At 72.7% G+C, this 26,280-nt stretch carries 17 protein-coding genes; 5 read left to right on the top strand and 12 right to left on the bottom strand.

The window, feature by feature from the left end; genetic code table 11:
- Positions 1-61: 61 nt before the first annotated feature.
- The 3 genes from ACH4SP_RS05740 to ACH4SP_RS05730 form a co-directional block, all read right to left on the bottom strand.
- Positions 62-1,336, bottom strand: a complete 1,275-nt coding sequence (locus ACH4SP_RS05740) for an NAD(P)/FAD-dependent oxidoreductase (RefSeq protein WP_398409703.1) — start codon at positions 1,334-1,336, stop codon at positions 62-64.
- A 68-nt stretch (positions 1,337-1,404) separates the two neighbouring features.
- Positions 1,405-1,860: a RidA family protein gene (locus tag ACH4SP_RS05735; RefSeq protein WP_398409701.1), complete on the bottom strand. Its 456-nt coding sequence runs from the start codon at positions 1,858-1,860 to the stop codon at positions 1,405-1,407.
- Positions 1,857-3,014: an acyl-CoA dehydrogenase family protein gene (locus ACH4SP_RS05730; protein ID WP_398409699.1), complete on the bottom strand. Its 1,158-nt coding sequence runs from the start codon at positions 3,012-3,014 to the stop codon at positions 1,857-1,859. Before ACH4SP_RS05730 ends, ACH4SP_RS05735 begins: the two co-directional genes overlap by 4 nt.
- Before the next feature lie 251 nt (positions 3,015-3,265).
- Between ACH4SP_RS05730 and ACH4SP_RS05725 the strand changes: the two genes are divergently transcribed.
- Genes ACH4SP_RS05725 through ACH4SP_RS05710 form a run of 4 tightly spaced genes read left to right on the top strand, consistent with a single transcriptional unit; the run spans position 3,266 to position 7,185 of the window.
- Positions 3,266-4,915: an AMP-binding protein gene (locus ACH4SP_RS05725; RefSeq protein WP_398411732.1), complete on the top strand. Its 1,650-nt coding sequence runs from the start codon at positions 3,266-3,268 to the stop codon at positions 4,913-4,915.
- 4 nt (positions 4,916-4,919) lie between these two features.
- Positions 4,920-5,744, top strand: coding sequence for a PaaX family transcriptional regulator C-terminal domain-containing protein (locus tag ACH4SP_RS05720; RefSeq protein ID WP_398409697.1), 825 nt, complete (start codon positions 4,920-4,922; stop codon positions 5,742-5,744).
- Positions 5,745-5,800: 56 nt separating this feature from the next.
- Positions 5,801-6,625 (top strand): GNAT family N-acetyltransferase, encoded by an 825-nt coding sequence (locus ACH4SP_RS05715; RefSeq protein WP_398409695.1) that lies wholly within the window; start codon positions 5,801-5,803, stop codon positions 6,623-6,625.
- Positions 6,622-7,185: a hypothetical protein gene (locus ACH4SP_RS05710; RefSeq protein WP_398409694.1), complete on the top strand. Its 564-nt coding sequence runs from the start codon at positions 6,622-6,624 to the stop codon at positions 7,183-7,185. Before ACH4SP_RS05715 ends, ACH4SP_RS05710 begins: the two co-directional genes overlap by 4 nt.
- Here ACH4SP_RS05710 and ACH4SP_RS05705 read toward each other — a convergent pair.
- Both ACH4SP_RS05705 and ACH4SP_RS05700 read right to left on the bottom strand, forming a co-directional pair.
- A complete protein-coding gene (locus tag ACH4SP_RS05705; protein WP_398411730.1) occupies positions 7,166-9,463 on the bottom strand; it encodes a bifunctional salicylyl-CoA 5-hydroxylase/oxidoreductase in 2,298 nt (765 codons plus the stop codon). The two genes, ACH4SP_RS05710 and ACH4SP_RS05705, sit on opposite strands and share 20 nt — an antisense overlap.
- A gap of 38 nt (positions 9,464-9,501) precedes the next feature.
- Entirely contained in the window at positions 9,502-10,329 is an 828-nt protein-coding gene (locus ACH4SP_RS05700) for an enoyl-CoA hydratase family protein (protein ID WP_398409692.1), read from the bottom strand.
- A 216-nt stretch (positions 10,330-10,545) separates the two neighbouring features.
- On the opposite strand from ACH4SP_RS05700, the gene ACH4SP_RS05695 reads away from it, so the two are divergent.
- Positions 10,546-10,968 (top strand): ATP-binding protein, encoded by a 423-nt coding sequence (locus tag ACH4SP_RS05695; protein ID WP_398409690.1) that lies wholly within the window; start codon positions 10,546-10,548, stop codon positions 10,966-10,968.
- A gap of 61 nt (positions 10,969-11,029) precedes the next feature.
- On the opposite strand, the gene ACH4SP_RS05690 is transcribed toward ACH4SP_RS05695, so the two are convergent.
- From ACH4SP_RS05690 to ACH4SP_RS05660, 7 genes are all read right to left on the bottom strand, one after another.
- Positions 11,030-12,460, bottom strand: a complete 1,431-nt coding sequence (locus ACH4SP_RS05690; RefSeq protein WP_398409689.1) for an amino acid permease — start codon at positions 12,458-12,460, stop codon at positions 11,030-11,032.
- 127 nt (positions 12,461-12,587) lie between these two features.
- The gene (gene argF / locus ACH4SP_RS05685; protein ID WP_398409687.1) at positions 12,588-13,622 is read right to left on the bottom strand and encodes an ornithine carbamoyltransferase; all 1,035 of its coding nucleotides are present in this window, start codon (positions 13,620-13,622) and stop codon (positions 12,588-12,590) included.
- An 82-nt stretch (positions 13,623-13,704) separates the two neighbouring features.
- The gene (locus ACH4SP_RS05680) at positions 13,705-14,937 is read right to left on the bottom strand and encodes an arginine deiminase (RefSeq protein ID WP_398409685.1); all 1,233 of its coding nucleotides are present in this window, start codon (positions 14,935-14,937) and stop codon (positions 13,705-13,707) included.
- Positions 14,938-14,988: 51 nt separating this feature from the next.
- On the bottom strand, positions 14,989-17,325 hold the full coding sequence (locus ACH4SP_RS05675) for a hypothetical protein (protein WP_398409683.1): 2,337 nt from the start codon (positions 17,323-17,325) through the stop codon (positions 14,989-14,991).
- Positions 17,325-19,499, bottom strand: coding sequence for a hypothetical protein (locus ACH4SP_RS05670; protein WP_398409681.1), 2,175 nt, complete (start codon positions 19,497-19,499; stop codon positions 17,325-17,327). The genes ACH4SP_RS05675 and ACH4SP_RS05670 overlap by 1 nt, the downstream gene beginning before the upstream one ends.
- Complete coding sequence (locus ACH4SP_RS05665) at positions 19,496-22,216, bottom strand: hypothetical protein (RefSeq protein WP_398409679.1); 2,721 nt, start codon at positions 22,214-22,216, stop codon at positions 19,496-19,498. Before ACH4SP_RS05665 ends, ACH4SP_RS05670 begins: the two co-directional genes overlap by 4 nt.
- On the bottom strand, positions 22,213-26,229 hold the full coding sequence (locus ACH4SP_RS05660; RefSeq protein ID WP_398409677.1) for a tubulin-like doman-containing protein: 4,017 nt from the start codon (positions 26,227-26,229) through the stop codon (positions 22,213-22,215). Before ACH4SP_RS05660 ends, ACH4SP_RS05665 begins: the two co-directional genes overlap by 4 nt.
- Positions 26,230-26,280: the final 51 nt, after the last annotated feature.

Here is a 26,280-nt window from a genome sequence, read left to right as displayed (position 1 = left end):
ACCCCGCTCACCCCGCTCGTCCCGGAGTCGCCGGGCCCACCGCTCACCCTGGGCGCACCACTCACCCCGAGCCCGCCACTCGGCCCGCTCCCGCCTCGGCCCCGAACCTCTCCGGGCGGAACGCGTTCCCCTCGACCGACCACTGCCGCGTCCCCGGGCCGGGTGCGTGGCCGGGCGTGGCTCCCCGCTCCCCCGTCCGCCCGGCATCCCCATCCCCGTCCCCGTCCCCGGCAGCGGCCCCCAGCAGACCCAGCAGCCCAGCCACCACCAACACCCCCGTGCCCGGCGCCAGTCCGACCCCCGCGCCCTCGTGCCCGCACGCGTGCACCAGCCCCGGCACCCGGGGATCCGGCCCGATCGCCGGAAGGTGGTCCGGCAGATACGGCCGGAACCCGTGGTAGGCCCGCATCACCCGCACCTCCTTCAGCACCGGAAACAGCTCCCCCGCCTGCAGCGCCAGCCGCCTCAGCACCTCCACCGACAGCGACCGGTCGAACCCCACCCGTTCCCGGCTCGCCCCGATCAGCACCGGCCCGGCGGCCGTCCCCTCCACCACGGCGGACGTCTGGAGCGCCGCCGACCCGCTCGCCACGTCGGACACGTAGTCCGCCGCGTACACCTTGTGCCGTACGACGCGCGGCAACGGCTCCGTGACGAGGACGAATCCGCGCCGGGGCAGCACCGGCAGCTCGGCCCCGGCCAGTGCCGCGAGCCGGCCGCCCCAGGTGCCGGCGGCGTTGACCACGGCGGGCGCGCGGATCTCTCCGCGGGGCGTGCGTACGCCCCGTACCGAGCCGTCCGCGGCCAGCAGCACGCCGGTGACCTCCTCGCCGAGCCGCAGTTCCGCCCCCGACGCCCTCAAGAGGTGGGCCGCCGCGAGGGCGGGCTGGACCTGTGCGTCCTGCGCGTAGCGGACACCGCCCGCCAGTCCGGGGGCCAGGTGCGGCTCGAAGTCGGCGAGGCCGTGACCGGGCACTTCCGCACAGTGCACGCCCGCCTCCGCCTGCGCGGCGGCGAAGGTCCGGAGCGCGGCGAAGCCCGTCTCCCCCGAGGCGACCACGAGGCCGCCCTTCGCCTCGTACTCGATCTCCTCGGGAAACTCCTCGGAAAGCTCGCGCCACAGTCTTGTGGACAGCAGCGCGAGGTCCAGCTCGGGTCCCGGCTCCTTGTCGGAGACGAGCAGGTTGCCCTCTCCGGCACCGGTCGTGCCGCCCGCGACAGGGCCGCGGTCGACAACGGCGACGGAGAGTCCGGCCCGGGCGGCATAGAAGGCGCAGGCCGCGCCGACCACTCCGGCCCCGACGATGACAACATCAAGAGGGCGTCTCGTGAACACGCCAGTAATATGTCACACAACACCATTGCTGCCAAGGGATCCTGAGACGCTCCCGCCCCAACTGTCCCTCAGAGCACAGCGATTCCGTCCAGCTCCACCAGTGCCTGTTCGTCCCACAGCCGGACCGCGCCGATCACCGCCATCGCCGGGTACTCGCGGCCCGCCAACCGCCGCCAGATCCGCCCCAGTTCCGGGGCGTTCTCGCGGTAGTCGGCGACGTCCGTGGCATACACGGTGACCCTGGCGAGGTCGCCGGGGCCGCCTCCGGCGTCGGCGAGCGCGGCCAGCAGATTGGTGAGCGCCGTCTCGAACTGCTCGACCAGCGTCTGCCCGACCACCTTGCCCGCCCCGTCGAGCGCGGTCTGTCCGGCCAGGAAGACCAGCCGGGAGCCGGTGGCCGCGACGCTGACGGCGTGCGAGAAGCCGGTGGGCGGGGACAGCGAGGCGGGATTGTGCCGCTGGAGGGGGCTGTCCCGCTGAGGGGTGCTGTCGTCCTGGGGAGGGTTGTCCCGCTGAAGGCTCATGCGTACAGCTCCTTGGCGATGATCGTGCGCTGGACCTCGGTCGCGCCCTCATAGATGCGCGTGGCGCGGACCTCCCGGTAGAGGTGTTCGAGGAGGTGGCCGCGCTGGAGTGCGCGGGCGCCGTGCAGCTGGACCGCCGAGTCCACGACGAACTGGGCGGCCTCGGTGGCGAAGAGCTTCGCCATGGCGGAACTCTTCGGGACGCCCGGTTCGTTCCTGTCGTACGCGGCCGCCGCCGCGTACACGAGCAACCGGGCCGCCTCGGTGCGGGTGGCCATCTCGGCGACCCGGTGGGACACGGACTGGAGGTCCTTCAGCGGTCCGCCGAAGGCCGTCCGCCCGGCGGTGTGCGCGAGCGTCGCGTCGAGCGCGGCCTGCGCCATGCCGACCGCGAAGGCGCCCACGCTCGGCCGGAAAAGGTTCAGGGTGTCCATGGCGACCCGGAACCCCTTGTCCGGCGCGCCGACGACATCGGCCGCAGTGACCCGCACACCGTCGAAGGCCAGCGTCCCGATGGGATGCGGGGACAGCATGTCGAGCGCGGTCCCGGTCAGCCCCGGCCGGTCGGCGGGCACGAGGAACGCGGTGATGCCGCGTGCGCCGGCGCCCGGTGTCGTACGGGCGAAGACGGTGTAGAAGTCGGCGTACGGGGCGTTGGAGATCCAGCACTTCTCACCGCTGAGGCGCCAGCCGCCCGCTCCGGAACCCGTTCCCCCGCCCGCTCCCGAACCCGCGTCCCCGCCCGGCTCGGGCTCGGCCGCGAGCGCGAGTGCCGCCGCGTCCGAGCCCGCCCCCGGCTCACTCAGCGCGAACCCCGCGACGACCCGCCCAGCCCGCACACCGGGCATCCAGCGGGCACGCTGCTCATCGGTGCCCGCGCGGGCCACCGGGGCCGCGCCGAGCCCCTGGAGCGCGAGGGCGGTCTCGGCCTCCGTACAGCCGCGGGCGAGCGATTCCCGCATCAGACACAGATCCAGCGCCCCGGAGGTGAACAGCCGCTCCAGCAGGCCGAGCTCTCCCAGGGCGGCGACGAGCGGGCGGTTGAGCTCTCCGCTCCCGCCCTTCTCTGCGAGGGGGCGCAACCTCTCCTCCGCGAGCGTGCGCAACTCCTCGCACCACGTCAGCTGTGCCGGCTCCAGCGCGAATCCGGGCATCTGCGGCCCCTCTCAGCTCGCTCACCCCGCGTGTTATCGCGGACCGTTGACTGTCGTCACCATCACGATACGCTCGGGAGCACCAGTACTGCAGACGGCCGCACTTGCGCACCGCACCACGACACAGCACCGCGACACAGCGCGCGCACGGCACCACAGTGCGGCACCATCGCACTGCAGGATCACCCACCCGTCAGATCGCCAGTCGTATCCCGGACTGCTCGCTGCAAGGGGGCCAACCCGTCATGGCCATGGAACTGCACCCCTCGGCCCACGCCGACACCTTTTCGCGCGACCGCCTGCCGCCCCCCGAACAGTGGCCCGAGCTCCTCTTCGAACTGCCGGAGCTCCAGTACCCCGCCCGCCTCAACTGTGGCGCGGAACTGGTGGACCGCCCTCTTGAGGAGTTCCGCGCGGACCGTCCCGCACTGCGCGTCCCGTCCGGCCGGGTCTGGTCGTACGGCGAGCTGCGGGAGCACACCGACCAGATCGCGTTCGTCCTGACACATGACCTGGGTGTCGTCCCCGGCAACCGCGTCCTGTTGCGCGGCCCGACCACGCCCTGGATGGTCGCCTGCTGGCTCGCGGTACTGAAGGCCGGTGCGGTGGTGGTGACCGTGCTGGCACAGCAGCGGGCGTCGGAGCTGGCCACGATCTGCGAGATCGCGCAGGTGAGCCACGCACTGTGCGACGTACGGACGGTGGACGACCTGGCGAAGGCCGAGGTACCGGGGCTCCGGATCACGGCGTTCGGCGGGGACGCGCCGGACGACCTGGTGCGGCGGGCGGCGATCAAGCCGACGCGGTACGACGCGGTGGACACGGCGTCGGACGACGTCGCACTGATCGCGTTCACGTCGGGGACGACGGGTCGGCCGAAGGGCTGCATGCACTTCCACCGGGACGTACTGGCCATCGCCGACACCTTCTCCCGGCACGTGCTCAAGCCGGAGCCGGACGACGTGTTCACCGGCAGTCCGCCGCTCGGCTTCACCTTCGGGCTCGGCGGTCTGGTGATCTTCCCGCTGCGGGTGGGGGCCTCCGCGCTGCTGCTCGAACAGTCGGGGCCCAAGCAGTTGCTGCCCGCGCTCGCCGAGCACCGGGTGTCGGTGCTGTTCACGGCGCCGACGGCGTACCGGCTGATGCTGGACGAGCTGACGGCGCCCCCTGCCTCGTCGGCGGCCGCCTCGTACGATCTGAGCGCTCTGCGCCGCTGCGTGTCGGCGGGCGAGAACCTTCCGGCCTCGACCTGGCAGGCCTGGTACGAGCGCACCGGGCTGCGCATCATCAACGGAATCGGCGCCACCGAGCTGCTGCACATCTTCATCTCGGCGGCGGACGACGAGATCCGCCCGGGGACCACGGGCCGGCCCGTTCCCGGCTGGCACGCGTGCGTGGTGGCGGCGGACGGCACCGAAGTGCCGGACGGCGAGCCGGGGTTGCTGGCCGTCCGGGGGCCGGTGGGCTGCCGCTACCTGGCCGACGAACGGCAGCAGGTGTACGTGCGGGACGGCTGGAACCTGACCGGCGACACCTATGTGCGCGACGCCGAGGGGTACTTCCACTATGTGGCGCGGGCGGACGACATGATCGTCTCGGCCGGGTACAACATCGCGGGCCCCGAGGTCGAGGAAGCCCTGCTGCGCCATCCCGACGTACGGGAGGCGGCGGTGGTCGGCAGGGCCGACGAGCTGCGCGGACAGGTCGTCACCGCCTATGTGGTGGTACGGGACGGGGTGCCGCGCAGCGAGGAGACGGTGGCGCTGCTGCGGGACTTCGTGAAGGGGGAGCTGGTGCCGTACAAGTGCCCGCGCGAGATCGTCTTCCTGGAGGTGCTGCCGCGCACGCCCACCGGAAAGCTGCAGAGGTTCCGCCTGCGCAGCGCCGGGAACGTACAGTGATCAAGTGGCTGACCTGCACACTCCCCGCTCTCTGATCATTACGCTGTACGGCGCCTACGGACGCGGCCGCGGTGCCGGCGACCAGCCGATGCCCGTTGCCGCGCTCATCCGGCTGCTCGCGGCCGTCGGCGTCGACGCACCGTCCGTACGGTCGGCGGTCTCGCGCCTCAAGAGGCGCGGACTGCTGGTGTCCGCGCGCACGGCGGACGGTGCGGCCGGGTACGCGCTGTCCGACGACGCCCGGCAGCTCCTGGACGACGGCGACCGCCGCATCTACGGCCGTGCCCAGCCACGCCTGACGGACGGGTGGGTGCTGGCGGTGTTCTCCGTGCCGGAGGCCGAACGCGCCAAGCGGCACGTGCTGCGCTCGCGGCTGGCCAGGCTCGGCTTCGGGACGGCGGCGCCGGGGGTGTGGATCGCGCCCGGCGGGCTGTACGAGGAGACCCGGCACACCCTGGAGCGGCTCCAACTGGTGGAGTACGTCGATCTGTTCAGGGGCGATCATCTCGGTTTCGCGGCGACGGCGGACGCGGTGGCACGCTGGTGGGACCTGCCGGGGATGGCCAAGCAGCACGAGGACTTCCTGGAGCGGCACGAGCCGGTGCTGCGGGAGTGGGAGTCGCGGCCGGCGCCCGGCGGTGCGGAAGCGGAGGAGGCGTACCGGGACTACCTGCCGGCGCTGGACTCCTGGCGCCGGCTGCCGTACGCGGACCCGGGGCTGCCCGCCGAACTGCTGCCCGATGACTGGCCCGGCGTGCGCTCGGCGGAGGTCTTCGCGGAGCTGCACCGCCGCCTGCGGGACGCGGGCGCCGCATTTGTACGACCATAGGCCGCTCCTGTGGAAACCCGGACGCACGGTCTGCGCCGGCCTGCGCATGATGAGGCATGACCTGGACATTCAGCGATGACCTCGATACGTATCTGGGCGTGGCCGGAGAGCTGGTGGCCGCCCGCCCGGTGGAGAACACCCTGCTGCTGACCGTCGCTTCGACGCTCCGCAGACGCGGTGCGCAGGCGTACGGAGAGGCGGCACCGCTCTTCGGATGGTGGCGCGGGGCGGACGACGTGGTGGAGGGCGCGGTGGTGTGGACTCCGCCGCACCCCTTGATGGTGAGCCCGGTTCCCGCCGATGCGGTGGCTCCTCTCGCCCGCGCCTGCGAGAAGCACGGCGTGCCGATGGTCAACGCCGACCCGGACACCGCCGGGCTGCTGGCCGCCGAGTGGCCCGCGCACCGGATCCTGATGCGCCAACGCCTCTACCGGCTGGGCGAGTTGATACCACCCTCGCCCGCACCTCCCGGCCGGGCCCGACAGGCGGCGGTCGCCGACCGCACCCTGCTGCTGGACTGGTACCGGGCCTTCGGCCGGGACACCGGCGTGCAGACGGCGGGGGCGGAGGCCGCGGTGGACGACCGGCTGTCGTACGGCGGGCTGATGCTCTGGGTGCACGACGGCGTCCCGGTGTCCATGGCGGGGATGAGCCGCCCGGCCGAGGGCACGGTGCGGATGGCCCCGGTGTACTCGCCTCCGGAGCACCGGGGCCATGGGTACGGGGGTGCGGTGACCGCGGCGATGAGCGAGGCGGCGCTCGTCGCGGGCGCGCCGGACGTCCTGCTCTTCACGGACCTGGCCAACCCGACCAGCAACGGCATCTACCGGCGGATCGGCTACCGGCCGGTCACGGACAGGACGGTGATCTGCGCACCATGACCGACACGGAGACAGAGACGGAACCGGCAACAGGACCGGTACGCGGTCCGGCAGCGGACCCGGCAGGCGATCCGGCGGAGGAATCCCCGCCGGTGTGGCTGGTCGTGGCGAACGTGGTGCGTTTTCGGCGATACGGGGAGGGCGGGCAGGAACTGCGGCCCGGCACCAAGGCGTTCAAGGGCGGCGCCAAGGTGCACCTCGTCGGCGGGTACGCCGGAATGGGGTACGAGGACGTGACGGTGGTCGGCCGTTCCCGGCGCACCGGGGCGTATCTCACCATCGACATACCGGTGCGCCATCTGCACACCTTCCGGGCGTCCTCGGTGCACAGCCCGGCGGTCCTGCGCCGGTACGCCGCCCACGGCCCGGTCGGGCCCGGGCCTGACGGGCTCGGGGCGGGCGACCCGGAGTCCGCACGCGAGTGGGCGGTTCGGCTGGAGGCGCTGGCGCGGGAGCACCGCGAGGGGCACTGGCGGGGTGCGCCGCACCCGGAACCGTGCCGGTGCCACGAGTGCACGCGGCCCGTGGCGCCGCGGGCCGCTACGAACTCCTCAGGCTGAGCCGGGGTTTGGGGCCGTCGGTGCGGCCGGTCGGGGGCCTGCGGCTGCCGGCGCGGTACGGCAGCGGCCAGGGTGCGCCCGTACCGGAGTAGTCCTGTTCGGCGGCGGCGTGCAGGGTCCAGTGCGGGTCGTAGAGGTGGGGTCTGGCCAGGGCGCAGAGGTCGGCGCGGCCGGCCAGGAGAAGGGAGTTGACGTCGTCCCAGGAGGAGATCGCGCCGACGGCGATGACGGGGACGCCGAGGGAGTTGCGGATCCGGTCGGCGTACGGGGTCTGGTAGGAGCGGCCGAATTCGGGGGCCTCGTCGGAGACGACCTGGCCGGTGGAGACGTCGATGGCGTCGGCGCCGTGTGCGACGAAGGCGCGGGCGATCTCGACGGCCTCCTCCCCGGTGGTGCCGCCGGCGGCCCAGTCGGTGGCGGAGATACGGACGGTCATGGGTTTGTCGTCGGGCCAGATGCCGCGGACGGCGTCGAAGACCTCAAGGGGGAAGCGGAGGCGGTGGGCGAGGGTTCCGCCGTAGGAATCGGTCCGTCGGTTGGTGAGGGGCGAGAGAAAGCCGGAGAGCAGGTAGCCGTGGGCGCAGTGGAGTTCGAGGAGGTCGAAGTCGCAGCGGGCGGCCCGCCAGGCGGCCGCGGCGAACTGCTCGCGGATGTCGGTCAGTCCGGCCCGGTCGAGTTCGGCCGGGACCTGGTTGACGCCCGGGCGGTAGGGCAGCGGGGAGGCGGCGGTGAGGGGCCAGTTGCCGTCGTCGAGCGGCTGGTCGATGCCCTCCCACATCAGCCTGGTGGAGCCCTTGCGCCCGGAGTGGCCGAGCTGGACGCCGACGGCGGTGCCCGGGGCCTGCCGGTGCACGAAGTCGGTGACCCGCTGCCAGGAGGCGGCCTGTTCGGGGGTGTAGAGGCCGGTGCAGCCGGGGGTGATGCGGCCCTCGGGGCTGACGCACACCATCTCGGTCATGACGAGCCCCGCACCGCCCAGGGCGCGGGCGCCGAGGTGCACGAGATGGAAGTCGCCGGGGACGCCGTCCTCGGCGGAGTACATGTCCATGGCTGAGACGACGACGCGGTTGCGCAGTTCGAGACCGCGCAGCCGGAAGGGGGTGAACATCGGGGGTGTGCCGGAGGGGCAGCCGAAGTCCCGCTCGACGGATTCGGTGAAGGCGCTGTCGCGCAGCCGGAGGTTGTCGTGGGTGACGCGGCGGCTGCGGGTGAGGAGGTTGAAGGCGAACTGGTGCGGCGGCTGGTCGAGGTAGCCGGCCAGGTCCTCGAACCAGCGCAGGCTGGCGGCGGCCGCGCGCTGGGTGGACTCGACGACGGGCCTGCGTTCGGTCTCGTACGCGGCGAGGGCGGTCGGCAGGTCGGGCTGTTCCTCGATGCAGGCGGCCAGTGCGAGGGCGTCCTCGACGGCGAGCTTGGTGCCGGAGCCGATGGAGAAGTGGGCGGTGTGGGCGGCGTCGCCGAGCAGCACGGTGTTGCCGTGCGACCAGCGCTCGTTGACGACGGTGCGGAAGGCGATCCAGGAGGAGTTGTTGCCCCGGAGGGGGCGGCCGCCGAGTGCGTCGGTGAAGATCTTGGCGCAGCGTTCGGTGGACTCGGCCTCGTCGCACGCGTCGAGTCCGGCGGCCCGCCAGACCTCTTCGCGCATCTCGACGATGACGGTGGAGGCGCCCTGGGAGAAGGGGTAGCCGTGGAGTTGCATGACGCCGTGTTCGGTCTCGGCGATCTCGAAGCGGAAGGCGTCGAAGGCGAAGTCGGCGGCCAGCCAGATGTAGCGGCAGCGGTGGGAGGTGATGCGGGGTGCGAAGACGTCGGCGTGGGCCTGCCGGGTGAGGCTGTGCACTCCGTCGGCGGCTATCACCAGGTCGTGAGCGGCGGAGAGTTCGGCGGCGGGCGGGGCCTCGGTGCGGATGCGCAGGTCGACGCCGAGGGCGTGGCAGCGGGCGTGCAGGATCTCCAGGAGCCTGCGGCGGCCGAGGGCGGCGAAGCCGTGCCCGCCCGAGGTGAGGCGCCTGCCCCGGTGCACGACGTCGATGTCGTCCCAGCGGACGAACTCGGCGGTCAGCGCACGGTAGACCTCGGGGTCGGCGTGCTCGATGCCGCCGAGGGTCTCGTCGGAGAGGACGACGCCGAAGCCGAAGGTGTCCTCGGGGGCGCCGCGCTCCCAGACGGTGACCTCGCGGTCCGGGTCGAGCCGCTTGAGCAGGGCCGCGGCGTACAGCCCGCCCGGTCCGCCGCCGACGACGGCGATCCGCAGCGGCGAACCGGACGGGGTGGTCACGTCGGACGGGGTGGTTACGTCGGAAGGGGTGGTCACGGCTACCGTCCCTGCCACTTCGGCGGCCGCTTCTCGGTGAAGGCGGCGTGGAACTCCGCGTAGTCCTCGCCGTTCATCAGCAGGGCCTGGGTGGCGGCGTCCATTTCGACGGCGGCGGCCAGCGGCATGTCGAGTTCGGCGGTCAGCAGCGCCTTGGTCTGGGCGTACGCGAGCGCGGGGCCCTCGGCGAGCCGGCGGGCCAGTGCTGCGGCCCGGGTGCCGGCCTCGCCCTCCTCGGTCAGCTCGCTGATCAGACCGATCCGTTCGGCCTCCGGGGCGCGCACCGGTTCGCCCAGCATCAGCAGCCGGGTGGCATGGCCGAGCCCGACGACCCGCGGCAGCAGGTACGCCGCGCCCATGTCGCCGCCGGACAGCCCGACCCGGGTGAAGAGGAACGCGAACCGGGCCGTCGGGTCCGCGATCCGGAAGTCGGCCGCGAGCGCGAGCACGGCCCCCGCGCCCGCCGCCACCCCGTGCAGGGCCGCGATCACCGGGAACGGGCACTCGCGCAGCGCCCGTACGACCTGCCCGGTCATCCGGTTGAAGTCGAGGAGCTGTGCGGTGTCCATGCCGAGGGTGGCGCCGATGATGTCGTCGACGTCCCCGCCCGAGCAGAACCCGCGCCCCTCACCGGCCAGCACCAGGACGCGCACGGAGCGCTCCCTGGCCAGCTCGGCGAGGAGGTCGCGCAGGTCGGCGTAGGCCCCGAAGGTGAGCGCGTTGAGCTTCTCCGGGCGGGCGAGAGTGACGGTCGCCACCCCGTCGTCCAGGGTCAGCCGCAAGTGGTGCCACTTCTCGGTGCGCGGGGCGGAACTGAGGAACGGGCTCATGGGACGCGGCCTCCCGATGCCGATGCCAGTCCTTCGAAGTTATCACCGGTCCGTGACTCCCGTCACGAGTACGCGATATCCGGGTCCGCAACACGTCCAAGGTCCTGCCGTTCGGTGACACAGGTCCCTTGCGCTCCGGGCGAGGGACCCTGGGGGAACAGCCATTCGCTTCGTACGGTTGAGAAGAGGACCTCTGCTCCCCGATCGGACCCCACCTTGCCCCCTGCCTCCGGCCCCACCTCCTGGCGCATCGAACTGCCGCACTCGCCGTCCGCGGTACCGCTGGCGCGCGCCCTGGTCCGTACGGCACTGGCGGATCTGGACACCCCGGCGGCGGACAGCGACACGGCCGAGCTGCTGACCGCGGAGCTCGTCGCGAACGCCGTGGAGCACACCAGCGGCGTCGCCCCCATCGAGCTGGTGGTGGAGCTGCTGCCGACGGGCTGCCAGGTCGAGGTGCACGACGGCGACCCCGGACCGCCCGGCAACCTGGAGTCCTCGGCGGCCGACCAGTGCCCCGACCCCTGGCAGGAGCACGGCCGCGGGCTGCTGCTGATCCGTACGCTCAGCTCGGACTGCGGGCACCGGCGGACGGACTCGGGCAAGGCGGTCTGGTTCACGCTCCCGGCAACACACTGACCCGTTCACGCTCCCGGCATCACACTGACCCGTTCGCGCTCCCGGCGACGCACCGGCCCGTTCACGCTCCCGGCGACGCGCTGACCTCGGCAGACCCGGCCGGGTCCCCGCCCAGCCGCGAGTGCCGCCGCCCGTAGAGCGCGTACACCGCCGCGCCCACGGCCAGGAAGACGCCGAACTGGAGCCAGGTCCTCCAGCCCGTTCCGTAGATCAGGTACAGACAGAAGAGCACGCCCAGCGCCGGGAGCACGGGGAACAGCGGCACCCGGAAGGACCGCTGGAGGTCCGGGTCGCGGCGGCGCAGCGCGATCACCGCGACGTTCACGACGGCCATGACGGCGAGGGTGCCGATGGTCGTCAGATTCATGACGACGTCGAGCGGGACGACGGCCGCCGGGACCGCGAAGACGGCGGCGACGATCCAGGTGTTGGCGACCGGCGTGGAGGTCTTCGGCGAGATCCGCTCGAAGACGCGCGGGATGAGGCCGTCCCTGGACATCGACATCAGGATGCGGGTCTGGCCGTACATCACGGCGAGCACCACGGACGCGATGGCGACGACCGCGCCGAAGGCGATGATGCCGCCGCCGAGCGAGGAGTCCGTGACCTGGTTGACGATCAGGGAGAGCGCGGCGGGCTTGGAGGCTACGTCGTCGGCGGACATGGCGCCGATGGCGGCGATCGCGACCAGGCAGTAGAGCAGCGTGACCACGCCGATGCAGATCATGATCGCGATGGGGATGTTCTTGCGCGGGTTCTTGACCTCTTCGCCGGCCGTGGTGATCGCGTCGAAGCCGATGTACGAGAAGAACGCGACCGAGGCACCGGACGTGACGCCCATCAGGCCGTGCGAGGCGAACGGCGACAGGTTGTCGGAGTTGAACGCGGTGAAGGCGATCGCGCAGAACAGGATCAGCACGGCGATCTTCACGACGGCCATCACGGCGGTGGCGCGGGCGCTCTCCCGGATGCCCCGCACCAGGAGCAGCGCCGCCAGCAGCATCACGACGACCGCCGGGACGTTGACGATGCCGCCGTCACCCGGCGGGCTGGAGAGCGCGGCGGGCAGCTGCCAGCCGATCAGGCTGTTGAGCAGTTCGTTGAGGTACTGCCCCCAGCCGACGGCGACGGCCGAGACCGAGATGCCGTACTCCAGGAGCAGGCACCAGCCCACCAGGAAGGCGATGCGCTCGCCGAGGGTGGCGTACGCGAAGGAGTACGAACTGCCGGAGACCGGGATCGCGCCGCCCAGCTCCGCGAAGGAGAACGCGGTGAAGATGCAGGTGATCGCGGCGAGCACGAACGACACGACGACCGCGGGACCGGCCTCGGCGACGCTGTCGGACAGGCCGACGAAGATGCCGGTGCCGACGATGGCACCGACGCCGAAGCACACCAGCTGGAAGAGCCCCATGGTGCGCTTCAGTCCATGACCCTCCAGGTCAGCGCCGGATTCGGCGACGAGCAGGGCGGGTGACTTGATGCGTTGCATGGGGGGTGGTTCTCATCTCTGGTGCATGCGTGAACAAGCAGATGGGGTCCGGGCGTGTGAGCCCGAACCCCATCAAGCACCGCAATGGTAACCACCGCACTGCATATTCACCCAACTGGGTGCATTGCTATTCAGTGGCCGCCGGGGTGGCCATCGTCGCGACCAGCACCGCCTTGATCGTGTGCAGCCGGTTCTCGGCCTCGTCGAAGACGACGGAGTGCGCCGATTCGAAGACCTCGTCGGTGACTTCGAGCGAGGACAGCCCGTACTGCTCATGGATCTCCCGGCCGACCTTGGTGCCGAGGTCGTGGAAGGCGGGCAGGCAGTGCAGGAACTTCACGTCCGGGTTGCCGGTGGCGCGCAGCACGTCCATGGTCACCGCGTACGGGCCGAGCGCCTCGATGCGCTCGGCCCAGACCTCCTTGGGCTCGCCCATCGACACCCACACGTCGGTGGCGACGAAGTCGGCGCCGCGCACCCCCTCCTCGACCTCCTCGGTGAGCGTGATCCGGGCGCCGCTCTCCTCGGCGAGTGCGCGCGCCTGGGCGACGATCTCCCCGGCGGGCCAGTAGGCCCGGGGGGCGACGATCCGCACGTCCATCCCGAGCAGCGCGCCGGTCACCAGGTAGGAGTTGCCCATGTTGAAGCGCGCGTCGCCGAGGTAGGCGAAGCCGATCCGCTCCAGGGGCCTGTCGCTGTGCTCGGTCATGGTGAGCACGTCGGCGAGCATCTGGGTGGGGTGCCAGTCGTCGGTGAGCCCGTTGAAGACCGGGACCCCGGCGTGCGCGGCGAGCTCCTCGACCGTGGCCTGGGCGTCGCCCCGGTACTCGATGCCGTCGAAGATCCGGCCGAGCACCCGCGCGGTGTCCTTCGGCGACTCCTTGTGCCCCATCTGCGACCCGGCCGGATCGAGGTAGGTGGTCGAAGCACCCTGATCGGCCGCCGCGACCTCGAAGGCGCAGCGGGTACGGGTCGACGTCTTCTCGAAGATCAGCGCGATGTTCCTGCCGCGCAGCCACTGCACCTCGGAACCGGCCTTCTTCGCCGCCTTGAGCTCGGCGGCCAGTTCGACCAGGCCGCGGAACTCCGCTGCGGAGAAGTCGCTCTCCTTGAGGAAGTGCCGGCCCTTCAGGGAGTGACGGCCTTCGAGGTATGACGTCATGGGGACGCTCCGGATGCGACTAGGTGACCAAGTGGCTGAGTGACTGCACGCTCAGTGGAACTATATGCGTGAGAGCGCATCACTATACGGCCTCGCGTTCGATCGGGCAGCTCATGCACCGCGGCCCGCCCCGGCCCCTGCCCAGTTCGCTGCCCCTGATCTCGATCACCTCGATGCCTTGTTTGCGCAGGTGGGTGTTTGTCGTCACATTCCGCTCGTACGCCACGACCACCCCCGGCTCGACGGCGAGGACGTTGCAGCCGTCGTCCCACTGCTCCCGCTCCGCCGCATGAACATCCTGGGTGGCGGTCAGTACGCGTACGGAGTCGAGGCCGAGCGCGGCGGCGATCGCCCGGTGCATGTGCTCGGGCGGGTGGTCGGTGACCTTGAGCTCGTTGCCGCCGACGCCGGGTTCGATCGTGTACGAGCGGAGCATGCCGAGGCCCGCGTACTGGGTGAAGGTGTCGGCGTCGACCATCGTCATCACGGTGTCGAGGTGCATGAAGGCCCGCCGCTTGGGCATGTCGAGGGCCACGATGGTCTGTGCGGAACCGGCCGCGAAGAGGCCCCTGGCCAGCATTTCCACGGCCTGCGGGGTGGTCCGCTCGCTCATTCCGATCAGCACGGCACCGTTGCCGATGACCAGGACGTCACCGCCCTCGATGGTCGAGGGGTAGTCGCTCTGCCCCTGCGACCAGGTGTGGAAGCCGCCCGCCTCCGGTCCCGTGAAGAGCGGGTGGTGCTTGTAGATCGCCTCGAAGTGCACGGTCTCGCGCTGTCTGGCCGGCCAGCGCATCGCGTTGATGGACACCCCGTCGTAGATCCACGCCGAGGTGTCCCGGGTGAAGAGGTGGTTGGGCAGCGGTCCGAGCAGGAAGTCGTCCAGGTCCATGACGTGGAAGCGGACCGAGGTCGGTTCCGGGTGCCGCTCCAGGTACTCCCGCTTGGTCATTCCGCCGACCAGCGCCTCGCACAGCTCGGCGGCGGGCAGTTCGTCGAAGGTGGCGCGCAGGTGGTCGGTGGCGAGCGGCCCGTACTCCTTCTCGTCGAAGACCCGGTCCAGTACGAGACGTCGGGCGTCCGGCAGTTCCAGGGCCTCGGTCAGCAGGTCGCCGAAGAGGTGCACCTCCACGCCCCGGTCGCGCAGTACGTCGGCGAACCCGTCGTGCTCCTGGCGGGCCCGGCGCACCCACAGCACGTCGTCGAAGAGCAGTGCGTCCTTGTTGCTGGGCGTGAGCCGCTTCAGCTCCAGATCGGGACGGTGGAGGATGACGCGGCGCAGCCGCCCGGTCTCGGAGTCGACATGGAATCCCATGGCTCCCATCCTGACCGAGACCGGCGGCCCGCGCCCTGCTGATGGCCAGGATCAGAGGGCCACCACGACCCACACCACCAGCAGGGTGAGGAACACCGCTACGAGGGCAACGACCAGGATGAGGACGTTGCGGATCCGGCGTTCGTAGCCGTCCTCGTGCGAGGCGGCGGGTACGGCGGGTGCGGCGGGTGCCGCTTCGTCCGCGACGGGCCCGGAGGGTACGGAGGACGCGGCAGGTACGGCAGGTGCGGCTGGTACGGAGGGTACGGAGGGCCGCGCCGCCGCCGCGTGCGGGACGCCCTCCGGGGGTGGTCGGTCCGGCCCTGCCGACCGGCTGCCGCGCGGCTCGCGCCCCCTGGTGAGCAGCGCCCGCCACACCTCCTCGCGCAGTCCGGGCAGTTCGCCCTCCTCCAGGATCTGCCGCACGGCGGCCCTGGCGGCGGGGTCGGGTCCGGTGCGCAGCGCGGGCAACAGCTCCGTCAGCCGCGCGCTCGGCCCGTCCTGGCCCGCCAGCGGCTGGACCGCCCACCGGTAGAGCGCGGCGGCGTTGGCGGCCCGCTTCTCGTCGCCGGGGTACGTACCTGCGGGCCCCTGCCAGCGCGGCAGGAACAGTTCCACGTCCAGCACGGCCCTGCACAGCTGGAGGCGGGTGGCCTCCTTCCAGTGCGGCCAGCGCACGGCGGCCTCCCTGACGAGGAGCGTCGTGGCCGGGTAGCTGAAGTCCTCGTGCACCGCCCTGAGCAGGTCCGCGTCCGTGACCTCCGGCAGGTCGGCCACCACCTGCCGCCGTGCCTCGTCGGGGGACCGCTCGTCGAGCGGACCGAGCCGGTCGAGGAGATCGCCGTACTGCAGCGACGGCTTGCGACGCCACACCGGCCGCCCGCGCCGGGCCCCGGTGGGGGCGGCCCAGTCGGCGGCGGACGGCTCCGGCTGCCCGGCCGCCCGAGGGTGCGGCCCGTCCGGGGGTGGTCCTTCCGACGGCGGCCCTTCCGACGGCGGCCCTTCCGACGGTGATTCGGGGGGCGCGGCGGAGCGCGGCGACGAGGCCGGGTACGAAGCAGCGGGCAGCGGAGCAGCGGCAGGCGGGGCGGCCGGCGGTGGGGAGGCCGGGGGCGGAGAGACGGAGGGGTACGGGGCCGCCGCGGGCGGGGAGACCGAGGGGTACGGGGCCGCCGGGTACGCGGCCGTGGGCCGGGCCGGGTTCTCCCGCCGGTAGTTGCGTTCGCGTTCGAGTTCCAGCTCCAGTTCGCGGTCGTGGGCGAGGCGGCGCTCCAGGGCACGGGCCTGCAGTTCCTCGCGTTCGCGCAGGCGGGCCAGTTCCTGCTGACGGGCCCGTTCCTCGCGGAGCTGGACGTCCTGCCGGCGCTCGAACTCCTGTTGCTCGTCGGCCTGTTGGCGCTCCAGCTCGCGCAGGGCGCGTTCGGCCGTGCGGTGCATGTGGTCGGCGTCCACGGACGCGGAGCGATACGTTTCGGCCGCGTGGCCGAGTGCGTCCGCGACCTCGAACATCCGGGACTGCCGGCCGACCCGGGCCAGATAGTGGCCGACCAGGTGGGCCGCGAGTTCCTCCGCGTGGTCGCCGCGCCCTTCGTCCGGGTCCACCCGGGTGCGCTGGGTGTCCGGCGCCGCCGAGCCCGGCCAGCGGCGTACGAAGGCGAACCGGATCAGCGTGGACTCGGCGGTGTCCCGGGTCGCGTAGGTCCACCGGTCCGGGAAGATGCCGCTGAAGATCCCGTACAGGCCCATCAGCGTGCGGCACGCGCTGCGCCCGCCGTCCCGGTCCAGCAGCATCTGCACGCGCTTGGGGTGCCGGAGCAGTTCCGCCGCCGCCGCGACCAGCGGCCGGGCCGCTTCGGACCCGCTCCCGTCGACCTCGTCGACCAGTTGGGCGTAGCCCCGCAGCGCGGAGTCGCGGAGTGCCTGGCCGGGGATCCTGGGCAGCTCTCCCCGCACCTCGCCCCAGTCCGTGTCGCCGAAGAATTCGTCCGACCAGGCCCAGCTGTCCAGTCCGATGCAGGTGTCGGGGTCGAGGACCTGGGCGGGGCCGATGAGGGCGTGGCAGAGGGTGCCGGGGCGGCCGCCCGGGTCTCGGTGCGGGGTGCGGCGCAGCAGCATGGCGTTGCCCTGCCCGTGCTGCTCCACCCGTACGAGGCCCGAGGCGTCCGGCCCGTCGGCGGCGCTGAAGTTCCCCCGCAGCAGCGGGGCCACGCTGCTGCGGAAGAGGTCCTGCACCTGGGAGCGCGCGCAGGACCAGGCGACCGGGCCGAAGCCGGTGTTGCCCGACCGGTTGGCCGCGTCCCAGCGGAAGACGATCTGGTCGATCAGCTCCTCGGGCGGCCCGTCCGGCCCGTCCGGCCCGTCCTGCCGTCTGCTCGTCGTGCCGTCCATCAGGCCCCCACCTCGTCCCGGTCCGCGCCGGGCAGCAGCCCGCACATGGCAAAGATCGACAGCAGCGGGGCCAGTACCCGCCGGGGCCGCACCCCGTGCGGGAACGCCGCGTCCCGCTCCTGTCCGCCGGTGGCCGCCACGAAGTGCAGCGTGCACCGCCCGCAGTCGTCGAACGGCTTCAGCCAGGCCCGGCTGCCGTGGTGCCGGACGTACGCATAGGCGTCCCTGCTCTCCTCGCGCACCGTGCCCACGTCGAAGCGGGACGCGGGCGGCCGGTTCAGCCAGCGGTCCACGGCCGGGTCGAACCGTACGAGGTCGCTCTTGTTGACCGCGACGGCCGCGGCGGCGTCGACGTAACGCCCGTTCCTGGGGATGCGGTTGAGGACGGTGGTGAACGCCTCGTCGCCCAGGTCCCGCTGGTGGATCCCGACCCGTTCGCGCACCGGGTCCAGGGAGGCCAGCCGCAGCGCGCGCAGCGGATCGAGCACGAAGATGAACGCGCCGACCTCGCCGAGGAAGCGGCCCACCTCGTTGTCCTGCGCCAGGTCCTCGCCCGCGAGGTCGAAGAAGAGCACCGGGCGGGTCGCCCCGTGCCCGGAGACCAGCAGCCCGTCGGCGAAGTCCGCGAAGGGCACCTGGTTGGTGCCGTCGAGCATCTCGCCCTGGTGGAGGCGTTGCACCTTCTCCTGGAGGAACTCCCGGTGCCAGTCAGGGTTCAGCGGCAGGCAGGTCAGTCCGTACGCTTCGAGGCCGCCCTGCTCGATCTCGCCGAGCATCGCGGCCAGCAGATGGGTCTTGCCCGCTGCGGAGCTGCCGACCATGGCGACGGTGAGGGGTTCGCCGTGGGTGAGGTACGGGACGGGCAGGTAGTGCGGCCGGTCGCCGGGGGCGTGCGGGCACTTCTGGAAGGCGTGCCGGAGCGCTTCCTTCACATGCATCGGCCGGCGCTCCGCCGTGAGGTCGAGGGGCTTGTACTCCTTCTTGGCGTTGCGTGCGAAGAGCCGGCTCTCGTCGTAGACGACGGGGAGCCGGCAGTGCGGGCAGAGCGGTGGACGCGGGGTGGCGAAGGGCCTGGACGCGGGCTCCGGTTCCGGTTCCGGTTCGAGCTGCGCGGCGGGGCGGCGGGACGCTCCCGGGCCGAACAGGCCACGCAGGGTGCGGCGGCTGGGACGGGACGGGTACTCGTAACCGATCTCCTGCCCGTTGACACCGTCCTGACCTTCGGGTCCGTCGGGCCCGCGGTCGGTGGACGTGCCGTTGTACGGGCGCTCGACGATGCCTCTGGCCTGCCGCTTCTTCGCTGTACGGGCGTCGAACTCGTCGCGGCCGCGCAGCAACGGGTCGCTGTGCGGGGAAGCCCCGGCGAGCGGGTCGGGGGCACCGAGCAGCCGCAACAGCTCGGCGGCGAGCGGGCGTTCGGTGACCCGCGGTTCGAAGGCCCTGCCGCCGCCGAGGGCGGCGAGCTGCCGGTAGTCGGCGAGGTCGACGGGCGGGCCCCCGCTGTTGCCCTGCCGGCCGGAGAGCAGGGTGTACGCGAGCTGGGCGACGGACCACACGTCGTCCCGCTCGTCGGCGTCGCCCTGACCCTCGCGCTGCTCCGGCGAGGCCCAGGGGCCGGTGCCGAAGGCGTCGCGGGGGTCGCCGACGCGGGCCGCGCAGTACGGTTCGGTCAGCTGCACCCTGGCGCCGTCCCAGCGGACGGTGTGCGGGGTCAGGTCCCGGTGGACGATCCCGGCCGACCCCAACAGCCGTACCGATAGCACCAGTTGGCCGATCACGTTGCGCTGCGCCTGGATGCCGAGCGAGCCCGCGAGACCGGCGAGCGGCTCACCGGCCGGCCGCCGGTAGAGGACGAAGGGCTCGGCGACCTCCAGATTGAACCCGACGAGCCGGGTGAAGATCTCGCCGTACTCCTCCTCCCCGTAGCTCCGCTCGACGGTGACCGCGGCGGCGATCTCGCGCTCCAGCGCGTCGTACGCCGACGGGTTGCCCCTGGCGGAGAGCGGCAGCCGGTGCTGGACCACCTGCCACCCCCTGCCCAGGCTTGCGTCGCGGCTCAGCATCCCGACCCGTCCCGGTGTCCTGCGGTCCTCGCCGAACCCGGCCGCGAAGCGGACGGAGTCCCCCTTGGGCAGGAAGAACTCCAGCTCTTCGACCGGCAGTACCCCTGTCATGCGTATTCGCCCTCCGCTTCCGGTTCCGGTCCGTCGTACGACCGCACCGGGCGGACGCTTCCCGCGCGCAGCGGCACCAGGCAGAGCACGCCCGCCCGGCGTCCGCCCGACGTCCACACCACGCCGTCGGTCGCACCGCGCCAGCCGTCCGGGTCCACCGCTTCGGCTCCCCGGCGGGCGGCCTCGGGCGCGAACCGCACCCGGCGTTCCGCCTCCGGGGCCTTGGACAGCATCCGGCGGTGTTCGGCTGCGCACAGCCGTACCGTCCGCTCCGCGAAGCCGTCGGAGTCGAGCATTTCGGCCGTACGGTCGATGGCGACGCCGAGCAGCAGCGCGACGCCCGGCCGGTTTCCCGAGGCGCGGGCGGCACGGACGAAGGACGGCGGCGCCGCGGCGGCGTCACGGCACAGGGCCGCGTGCTCCTGCTCCAGCAGCTCGCCCACCTTCGGCGCGAGCCGCAGGCGCCCGGCGGCCTCCGGATCGCGTTCGACCGTCGCCCAGCAGTTGCCGAGGAGCTGGGCGATGCCGTCCGTCAGGTCGGACACGAGGGTCGGGACGAGGAGGGTGCCGCCGTCACCGGTCTCCCGTTCCAGCCACGGCGGCTGCGCCGTAGCGGCCAACTGCCAGTCCCCGCCCGGCTGTTCACCCCCGCGTGGGCCCGTGCTCGTACGGTACGGCGCGGAGGATTCGGGAGCCGGGGCGGCGGTACGGGGCGGCGGGAGGGGCTCGTCGAACGAGCCGCCGGCGGGCTCGGCGTCGATGGCAGCGCTCCAGTCGCTCCAGTTCCAGGCGGTGTTCGCCGAGTCGGGCTCGGATCCGGGGTCGGGTCCTGGATCGTGGCCGGGGTCGCCGTGACCCACGGTCTCGTACTCGTAGCCGTGCCCGGTCCCCGGCGGGACGGGCCGCGGCCGTACCTCGTACGTCTCCACGTTCACCGCGATCCCGCGCAGCAGGGTGGCGATCGCGCGCGCCCCGTCCGAGCAGTGGTAGCGGGCGTCGGCGAACAGCCAGTCGTGCACGGCGGTCTCGGCGATCAGGGCGTCGATGTTCGCCAGGCACTGCGCGGCCTCGTCCACTCGCATCTCCGTCCACCACGCCTCCACCGAGCGCGACCAGTCGCGCACCGACAGCAGCACGGACACGGCCACCGCCAGCACGAGGGCGGCTGCCCCCAACCAGGGTGGTGCACCGACGAGTTGGCCGACAAGACCGCCCACGGCCCCGCCCACCACTCCGGCGACGAGACGGCCGAACCAGGCCGTGTCACCGCCGCCGTCCAGCTGCCCGTCCGGCGAGCGGCTGGGCCTGCGCCTCAGCATCAGGAGGGCGGGCACCGCCATCGCGGCGCCCGCCAGCGGGCCGATCAGCCAGCCGAGCCACGGCCAGAATCCGGCGACGAACGCCAGGAGGAAGGCCAGCGAGAAGTCGGCGGGCCTGGGCCGTTCCTCGACCACGAAGAGGGCGGGCGAGGCGAGGCGGCGCAGATAGTCGCCGGAACAGATCTGTTTGAGCTCGGTCAGCCGGGCCGCGCTGCCCGCGGGCGCGGACAGGTCGGAGAGCGCGCCGAGCCGGGCCGCGACCGAACGCAGCGGGAGCCCCCGGCCGAGCAGCAGCCGCTCGGTGTAGCCGCGCAGGCCGGGGGCGACGCTCTCCCTGGACACCTCGGTGATCTCGGGGAGTTCGAAGCCGCGCCGGCTGAGGCGGCTGCGCTGCTCGGGGAGGAGACGCAGGCCGTCGCCGTCGGTGAAGGCGCCGCCGACGGCTCCGCGGAAGTCGTGGAAGGCGTCCGCCAGTTCCACCAACGGGCCCGGCAGGTCCGCCTGTCGGCGTGCGGAGGCGAACAGACCGGAGGCGGGCCAGGTCTGTTCGTACGCCTCCGTGGCCGCGCGCAGCGCGTGCTCGCAGCGGCGGTGCTGCTGCTCGGCGTCCCCGCCCTGCACCAGCCAGGCCCGCTCCCGGATGTTCTTGGGCACACCGCCGCCGAGCAGCGGGGCCAGCTCGGCGGGCACGGCCTCCGACGACCCTGCGGACCCGCCGACGGCCGTCTCGTCGGCGTCGTCGTCGGCGTAACCGGAGTAGCCGGCGGGCGAGTCGGCCGTGACGAGCGCGGGCGCCGGGACCTCCTCACCGGCCAGCGTGTCCAGTGCCTGACGCCAGGCCCGGCGCCGCGCGTCCTCGTTCAGGTCGTGTTCGAGGATGCGTACGGAGGGCACGGCGACACCGTCCATGATCTCCCGGAGCGCGTGCAGCACGGCGTCGAAGACCCCCGGCTCGCACAGCACCTCGGTCAGCGGGCGCAGTACGTCGTCGTCGCCCGCACGCGCGCCCGCCGCTTCTCCCGCGAGCGCGTCGAGCACCCACAGCACCCCCGCGTCCGGCGGTCGCAGCGACAGCGGCCGTGCCAGCGGCCGGACCGGCTGCCCCGGCGCCCCGCCGGCCGGGGCGCCGGGATGAGCCCATCCGTCGACGGCCCCGACCGCGAGGCAGACGATACGGGCCGGGCCGTGCGCGAAGAGCTGTTCGTAGAGCAGCTGGTTGCGGTCGAGCCGGGCCGCGTCGTCCACGACGAGGAACCGCCGCTTGGCGTCCGGCGACCGTACGAGCGCGAGCGCGTCGCGCACGGCACGGGCGCCGTCGCCCGGCGCGGCGTCCGGCCCCGCGACGACCCGCAGATCGATCCGGACCGCGTGCCCCGGCACGCCCTGTTCGACGCTCACCGTGACTCCCCCTCCGACCAGTCGTCGGTGGAGGGCTTGCGCGGCTCCCGCCCGTCGGCATCGAAGTCGGCCCGACCGTCGGAGGCAGGGCGCCCGTCCGGCGCGGAACGACCACCGGACCGGCCGTCGGCCTCGGCCCAACCGTCGGACGCAGAACGGCCGTCGGACGCAGAACGGCCCTCCGGCCCAGAGCGACCGCCGGACTCGGCCCGGCTCTCCGACCCGGACCAGCCCTCCGGCGCAGAGCGGCCGTCGGACGTGGACCGACCGCCGGACCCGCCGTCAGCCTCGGCCCAACCGTCCGACGTGGAGCGGCCGCCCGGAGCGGGCCCGCCGCCCCGTTGCCAGGCCCTTTCGTCCTGGCCGTCATCGGGATCCCCGCTGCCGTGGCGGGCCCGGCGGGTGAAGCCGTCCGCCGGGCCTGCCCCGTCCGACCACTCGGGATCGCCCCGACCGGCGGACTCCTCCGGCCGTTTCACCCACTCCGGCTGTTCCGGTCCCGCCGGCCTCCCCGGCCCGTCGGCCCGCTCACGTCCCGCAGGCCTCTCCGACTCCGCGGGCCTCCTCGGCCCCGGCGGCCTGCCCCGTTGCGCCGACCCGTCCGGCTCGTACCTCCCGCCCGCCTCCCTGCCCTGCTCGCCGCCCGGTTCGTACGTCTCGTGCGGGTCCTCCGGCCACGCGGCCTCGTCCGGCATCCACAGGGGGGCGTCGTCCCAGGCGTGGTCGGGCTGCGCCCGCTCGCCCCGCGGGCGTTCCAGCTCCGGGCGACGGCCGTTCATCCGGGCCGAGCCGTCCGGTGCGGACCACTCGTCCGCCGGGGGGCGGCTGATCGCGTACCGGCCGGGGCCCGTGCCCCGGCCCTGGACGCTGCGGCCCGCCCCGCCGCGGCCCGTTCCGTACCGCTCGAACAGCGCCCCGAGGTTCGGCCTGGTCGGCCGCGTCGCGCCCGGGAAGCGCAGGTCGAGTGCGCCCCGGAAGGTGCGCTCCCAGAAGCCGCGCAGCGGAACCATCCACTCCTCGTCCTCCGCCCCGTACTCCTCCGCCAACTCCCCCAGAATCTCGATCTGTTGCGGCGCCACCTCCTCGACCAGGGTGCGGAAGAGCTGGGAGGGAGGGGCGGGGGTGGTGGTGAGGCCGTGCGGCTGGGCGGCCATCAGCTGGTCGCAGAAGTCCTCGATGATCTGGCCCTCGTCGAGCAGCGCCCACTGCTCGTACGCCCGCAGCAGGCCCGACCAGCTGGAGACCGACTCGTCGAACGCTTCGAGCCGCAGCGTCATCGTCGCGGAGTCGCCGTCCTGGAGGCGGATCCGGATGGCGTCGGGCGAGGCCGCGGGACCGCGCACCTCGACCCGCCCGTTCCACATCGCGCACAGGATGCGGTGCAGGATGCGCTGGCGGTCGTCCTCCGTACTGGCGAGCCAGTCGTCGCGGTAGCCGAGCCGCTGCCGCCAGTGCAGGAAGTCGTCGGTTCCGGCGGCGTCCCGGGACTCCGCCCAGAGCCGCAGTACGTGCCGCACCTCCGAGACGTCGGTGAGGCTCATCCCGCTGCGGAACAGCACCACGGTGATCGCCTGGGTGTCCACCGCCCGGCTCTCCGGCCTGCCTCCCAGATCCCGGGGCAGGTTCAACTCCTGCTGCAGGAAGCGGGAGTTGCGCTCATTGGTCTCGCTCTGCGGGTAGACGATCAGGACCTTCAGCGGGCCGTTGCCGTCCGGGGTGAAGCCGACCGGCAGCAGGCTCGCGAGCTGCGAACGGAACTGTTCCAGCCAGCGCGCGTCGACCGAGGCCTCCGCGTCCTCGTCCCCGGCCGCCGCCTGGAGCAGCACGCCGAGTGAGGGCAGCAGCGGGCGGTCGTTGAGCATGCTGGCCTCGCCGAAGAGGCCCTTGACGCGCCGCTCGACGACCTGCTTGATCTCCTTGACCGCGTCGCGCGGGGAGCGCCGCACGGCGTCCAGGGCGAGCTGCCAGTCGGCGGGCTGGACCAGCTTGTCGAGCAGGCCCGCGGCGTCCTGGTTCTCGGGCAGACCCTCGTTCTGCCGGAGCCGGTCGAAGACGTCGTCGTAGAAGGCGCCGAGGGTGCCCTGCGGGGGAAGCAGGTAGGAGACTCCGGTGCGGTCGTCACGGTAGAGCTCCTTGCGGCGGTCCCGGAAGGACTTGCGCTCGTCCTCCTCGTGCGCCTTCAACGCCCGTACCAGCGCGGTGACTTCCTTGATCGTGCGGGCCAGCGGGGCGCGCCAGCGCAGCTCGTGGTCCTTCCAGCTGCGGTGCCACAGCCGGTTGGCCCGCCACTGGTACCAGCGGTCCTGCTCCTCGATGGCCTCCTGCACGTCCGGGTCGCCCCAGCGGGCCGGGACGAGGCCGCCGACGCTGCGCCTGATCCGGGGGACCTGGGGTGCGGAGGCGTTGACCCCGTCCGGCTTCTCGGGGTCGTTCTTGCGGTTGTCGAGCATCCCGGCGAAACCGGCCGCGGCGGCCCGCTGTACGTGTTCGGGAAGGCCGAGCAGTACCCGCTCGGCCCTGAACGGTCCTATCAGACCGAGGAGTTCGCGCGCTCCGGTGCCCGGCTTGAAGTCCTCGACCATGCGCGGGACTTCGCGGTCCAGGTCCCGGTCCAGCCGGACGAGGCCGTCGTCCATGTCGCCGATCCGGTCCCGGAGCGCCTGCCCGATGTCCTGGGTGCCCCTGGGCAGCGGGTCGGGGGCCGGGACCTCGGGGGCCTCCCGGGCCCAGAGCCTGCCGATGCCGGAGCGGTCGAACATGTCGCGGACCCGCTCGGTGCCCTGCTCGTCGGCCCGCAGCGCACGCTCGCTCATGTCCCGTACGGCCTGGGCCAGCAGTCTGCTCGCGACGATCTCCGCGAGGTCGTCCACCGGCACGGTCAGCGAAGCGGCCAGGCTGGTCGACATGCCGCGGTAGCCGATGCCGGAGCGGGACGGGGTGGAGCGTTCGACGCTCTTGTTGACGAAGCTCGCCGCGAACGACTGGTAGTCGCCCTCGGTGCGGCCGTTCGTGGTGTCGTCGCCGAGTTCGGTGCCGATCAGCGACATCACCATGGCGGTGGCGGACCGGCGCAGGTCCTCCGGCCGGATCCCCGACGGCTTGCTGAACAGGAACGCCGTCTGGACGGTGGAGGAGCGCAGCCGGATCAGGCCCTCCCTGGGGTAGCGCACCGCCAGCGAACCGCGCTGTTCGACGTCGCCGAAGTCGGACTGCGCGCTGGGCACGTTCTGGTCGTCGACCAGCCGGGAGAGGTCCACCAGGGCGCGCGCCGCGTTGAGTTCGGCGTCCCGGCCGCCGCCCGCCTCGGGCGGGAACGCCGACGGCATGACGACGAGGGGGTAGATCTTCACCCCGGGCACCTTGGACTTGCGGAACTCGTGCCCGATGAGGTGGATGAAGTCGTAGTAGATCCCGGCACCTGTGCCGCCTGCGACAGAGAATGCGACAAAGACGTCGCAGCCGCGGATCTGCCGCCCTCCGACGTCCCGCAGGTCGCCCGCCGAGTTGCTGATCGCGCTGATGGCCGCGCGGAGTTGGCCCAGTACGGGTTCCAGACCGCCGCGCAGGGTCGCGAAGAGCGCGGACCTGCCCACGGTGGGCAGCTGGCCGGCCCCGTTGTGCAGCGGGGCGACCCGGGGCTCTCGCTCCTTGGGCGGCAGCCAGCTCTTCGTCTCCTCGTGCAGCGCCACCCGCAGCATCCGGGCGACGTCCGGGGAACTGTCGTGGTCGGCGGGCAGCAGGTCGTGGACGATCCTGGAGGTACGGGCGTACGCGGCCGCCTCGGCGCCCTTGGCCTGGAGGTGCGGCAGCTGGTCGAGCTCGGACTCGCTGAAGTCCGCGTAGACGAACTGGAGGCAGTCGGGCAGCTGGAAGCGCTTGCGCCGGTCGTCGACGGCGAGTTTGGTCCCGTCGGGACCGCAGAGCTCACGGCGCAGTCCGCGTTCCAGCTCGGTGCCGATGCGGCCGCCGGTGCCGCCCAGTCCGACGAAGAGCATGGGCTGGTAGATCTTCATGTCGTCTCTTGTCTCCCCTTGGTGCCTGGGCCCCGGGTTCGCGGGCCCCGT

It is taken from the genome of Streptomyces sp. NPDC021093, assembly GCF_044333135.1.
GTDB lineage: Bacteria > Actinomycetota > Actinomycetes > Streptomycetales > Streptomycetaceae > Streptomyces.
The sequence above is the reverse complement of the archived record's forward strand: the minus strand, read 5'-3'. Positions and strand labels throughout refer to the sequence as shown.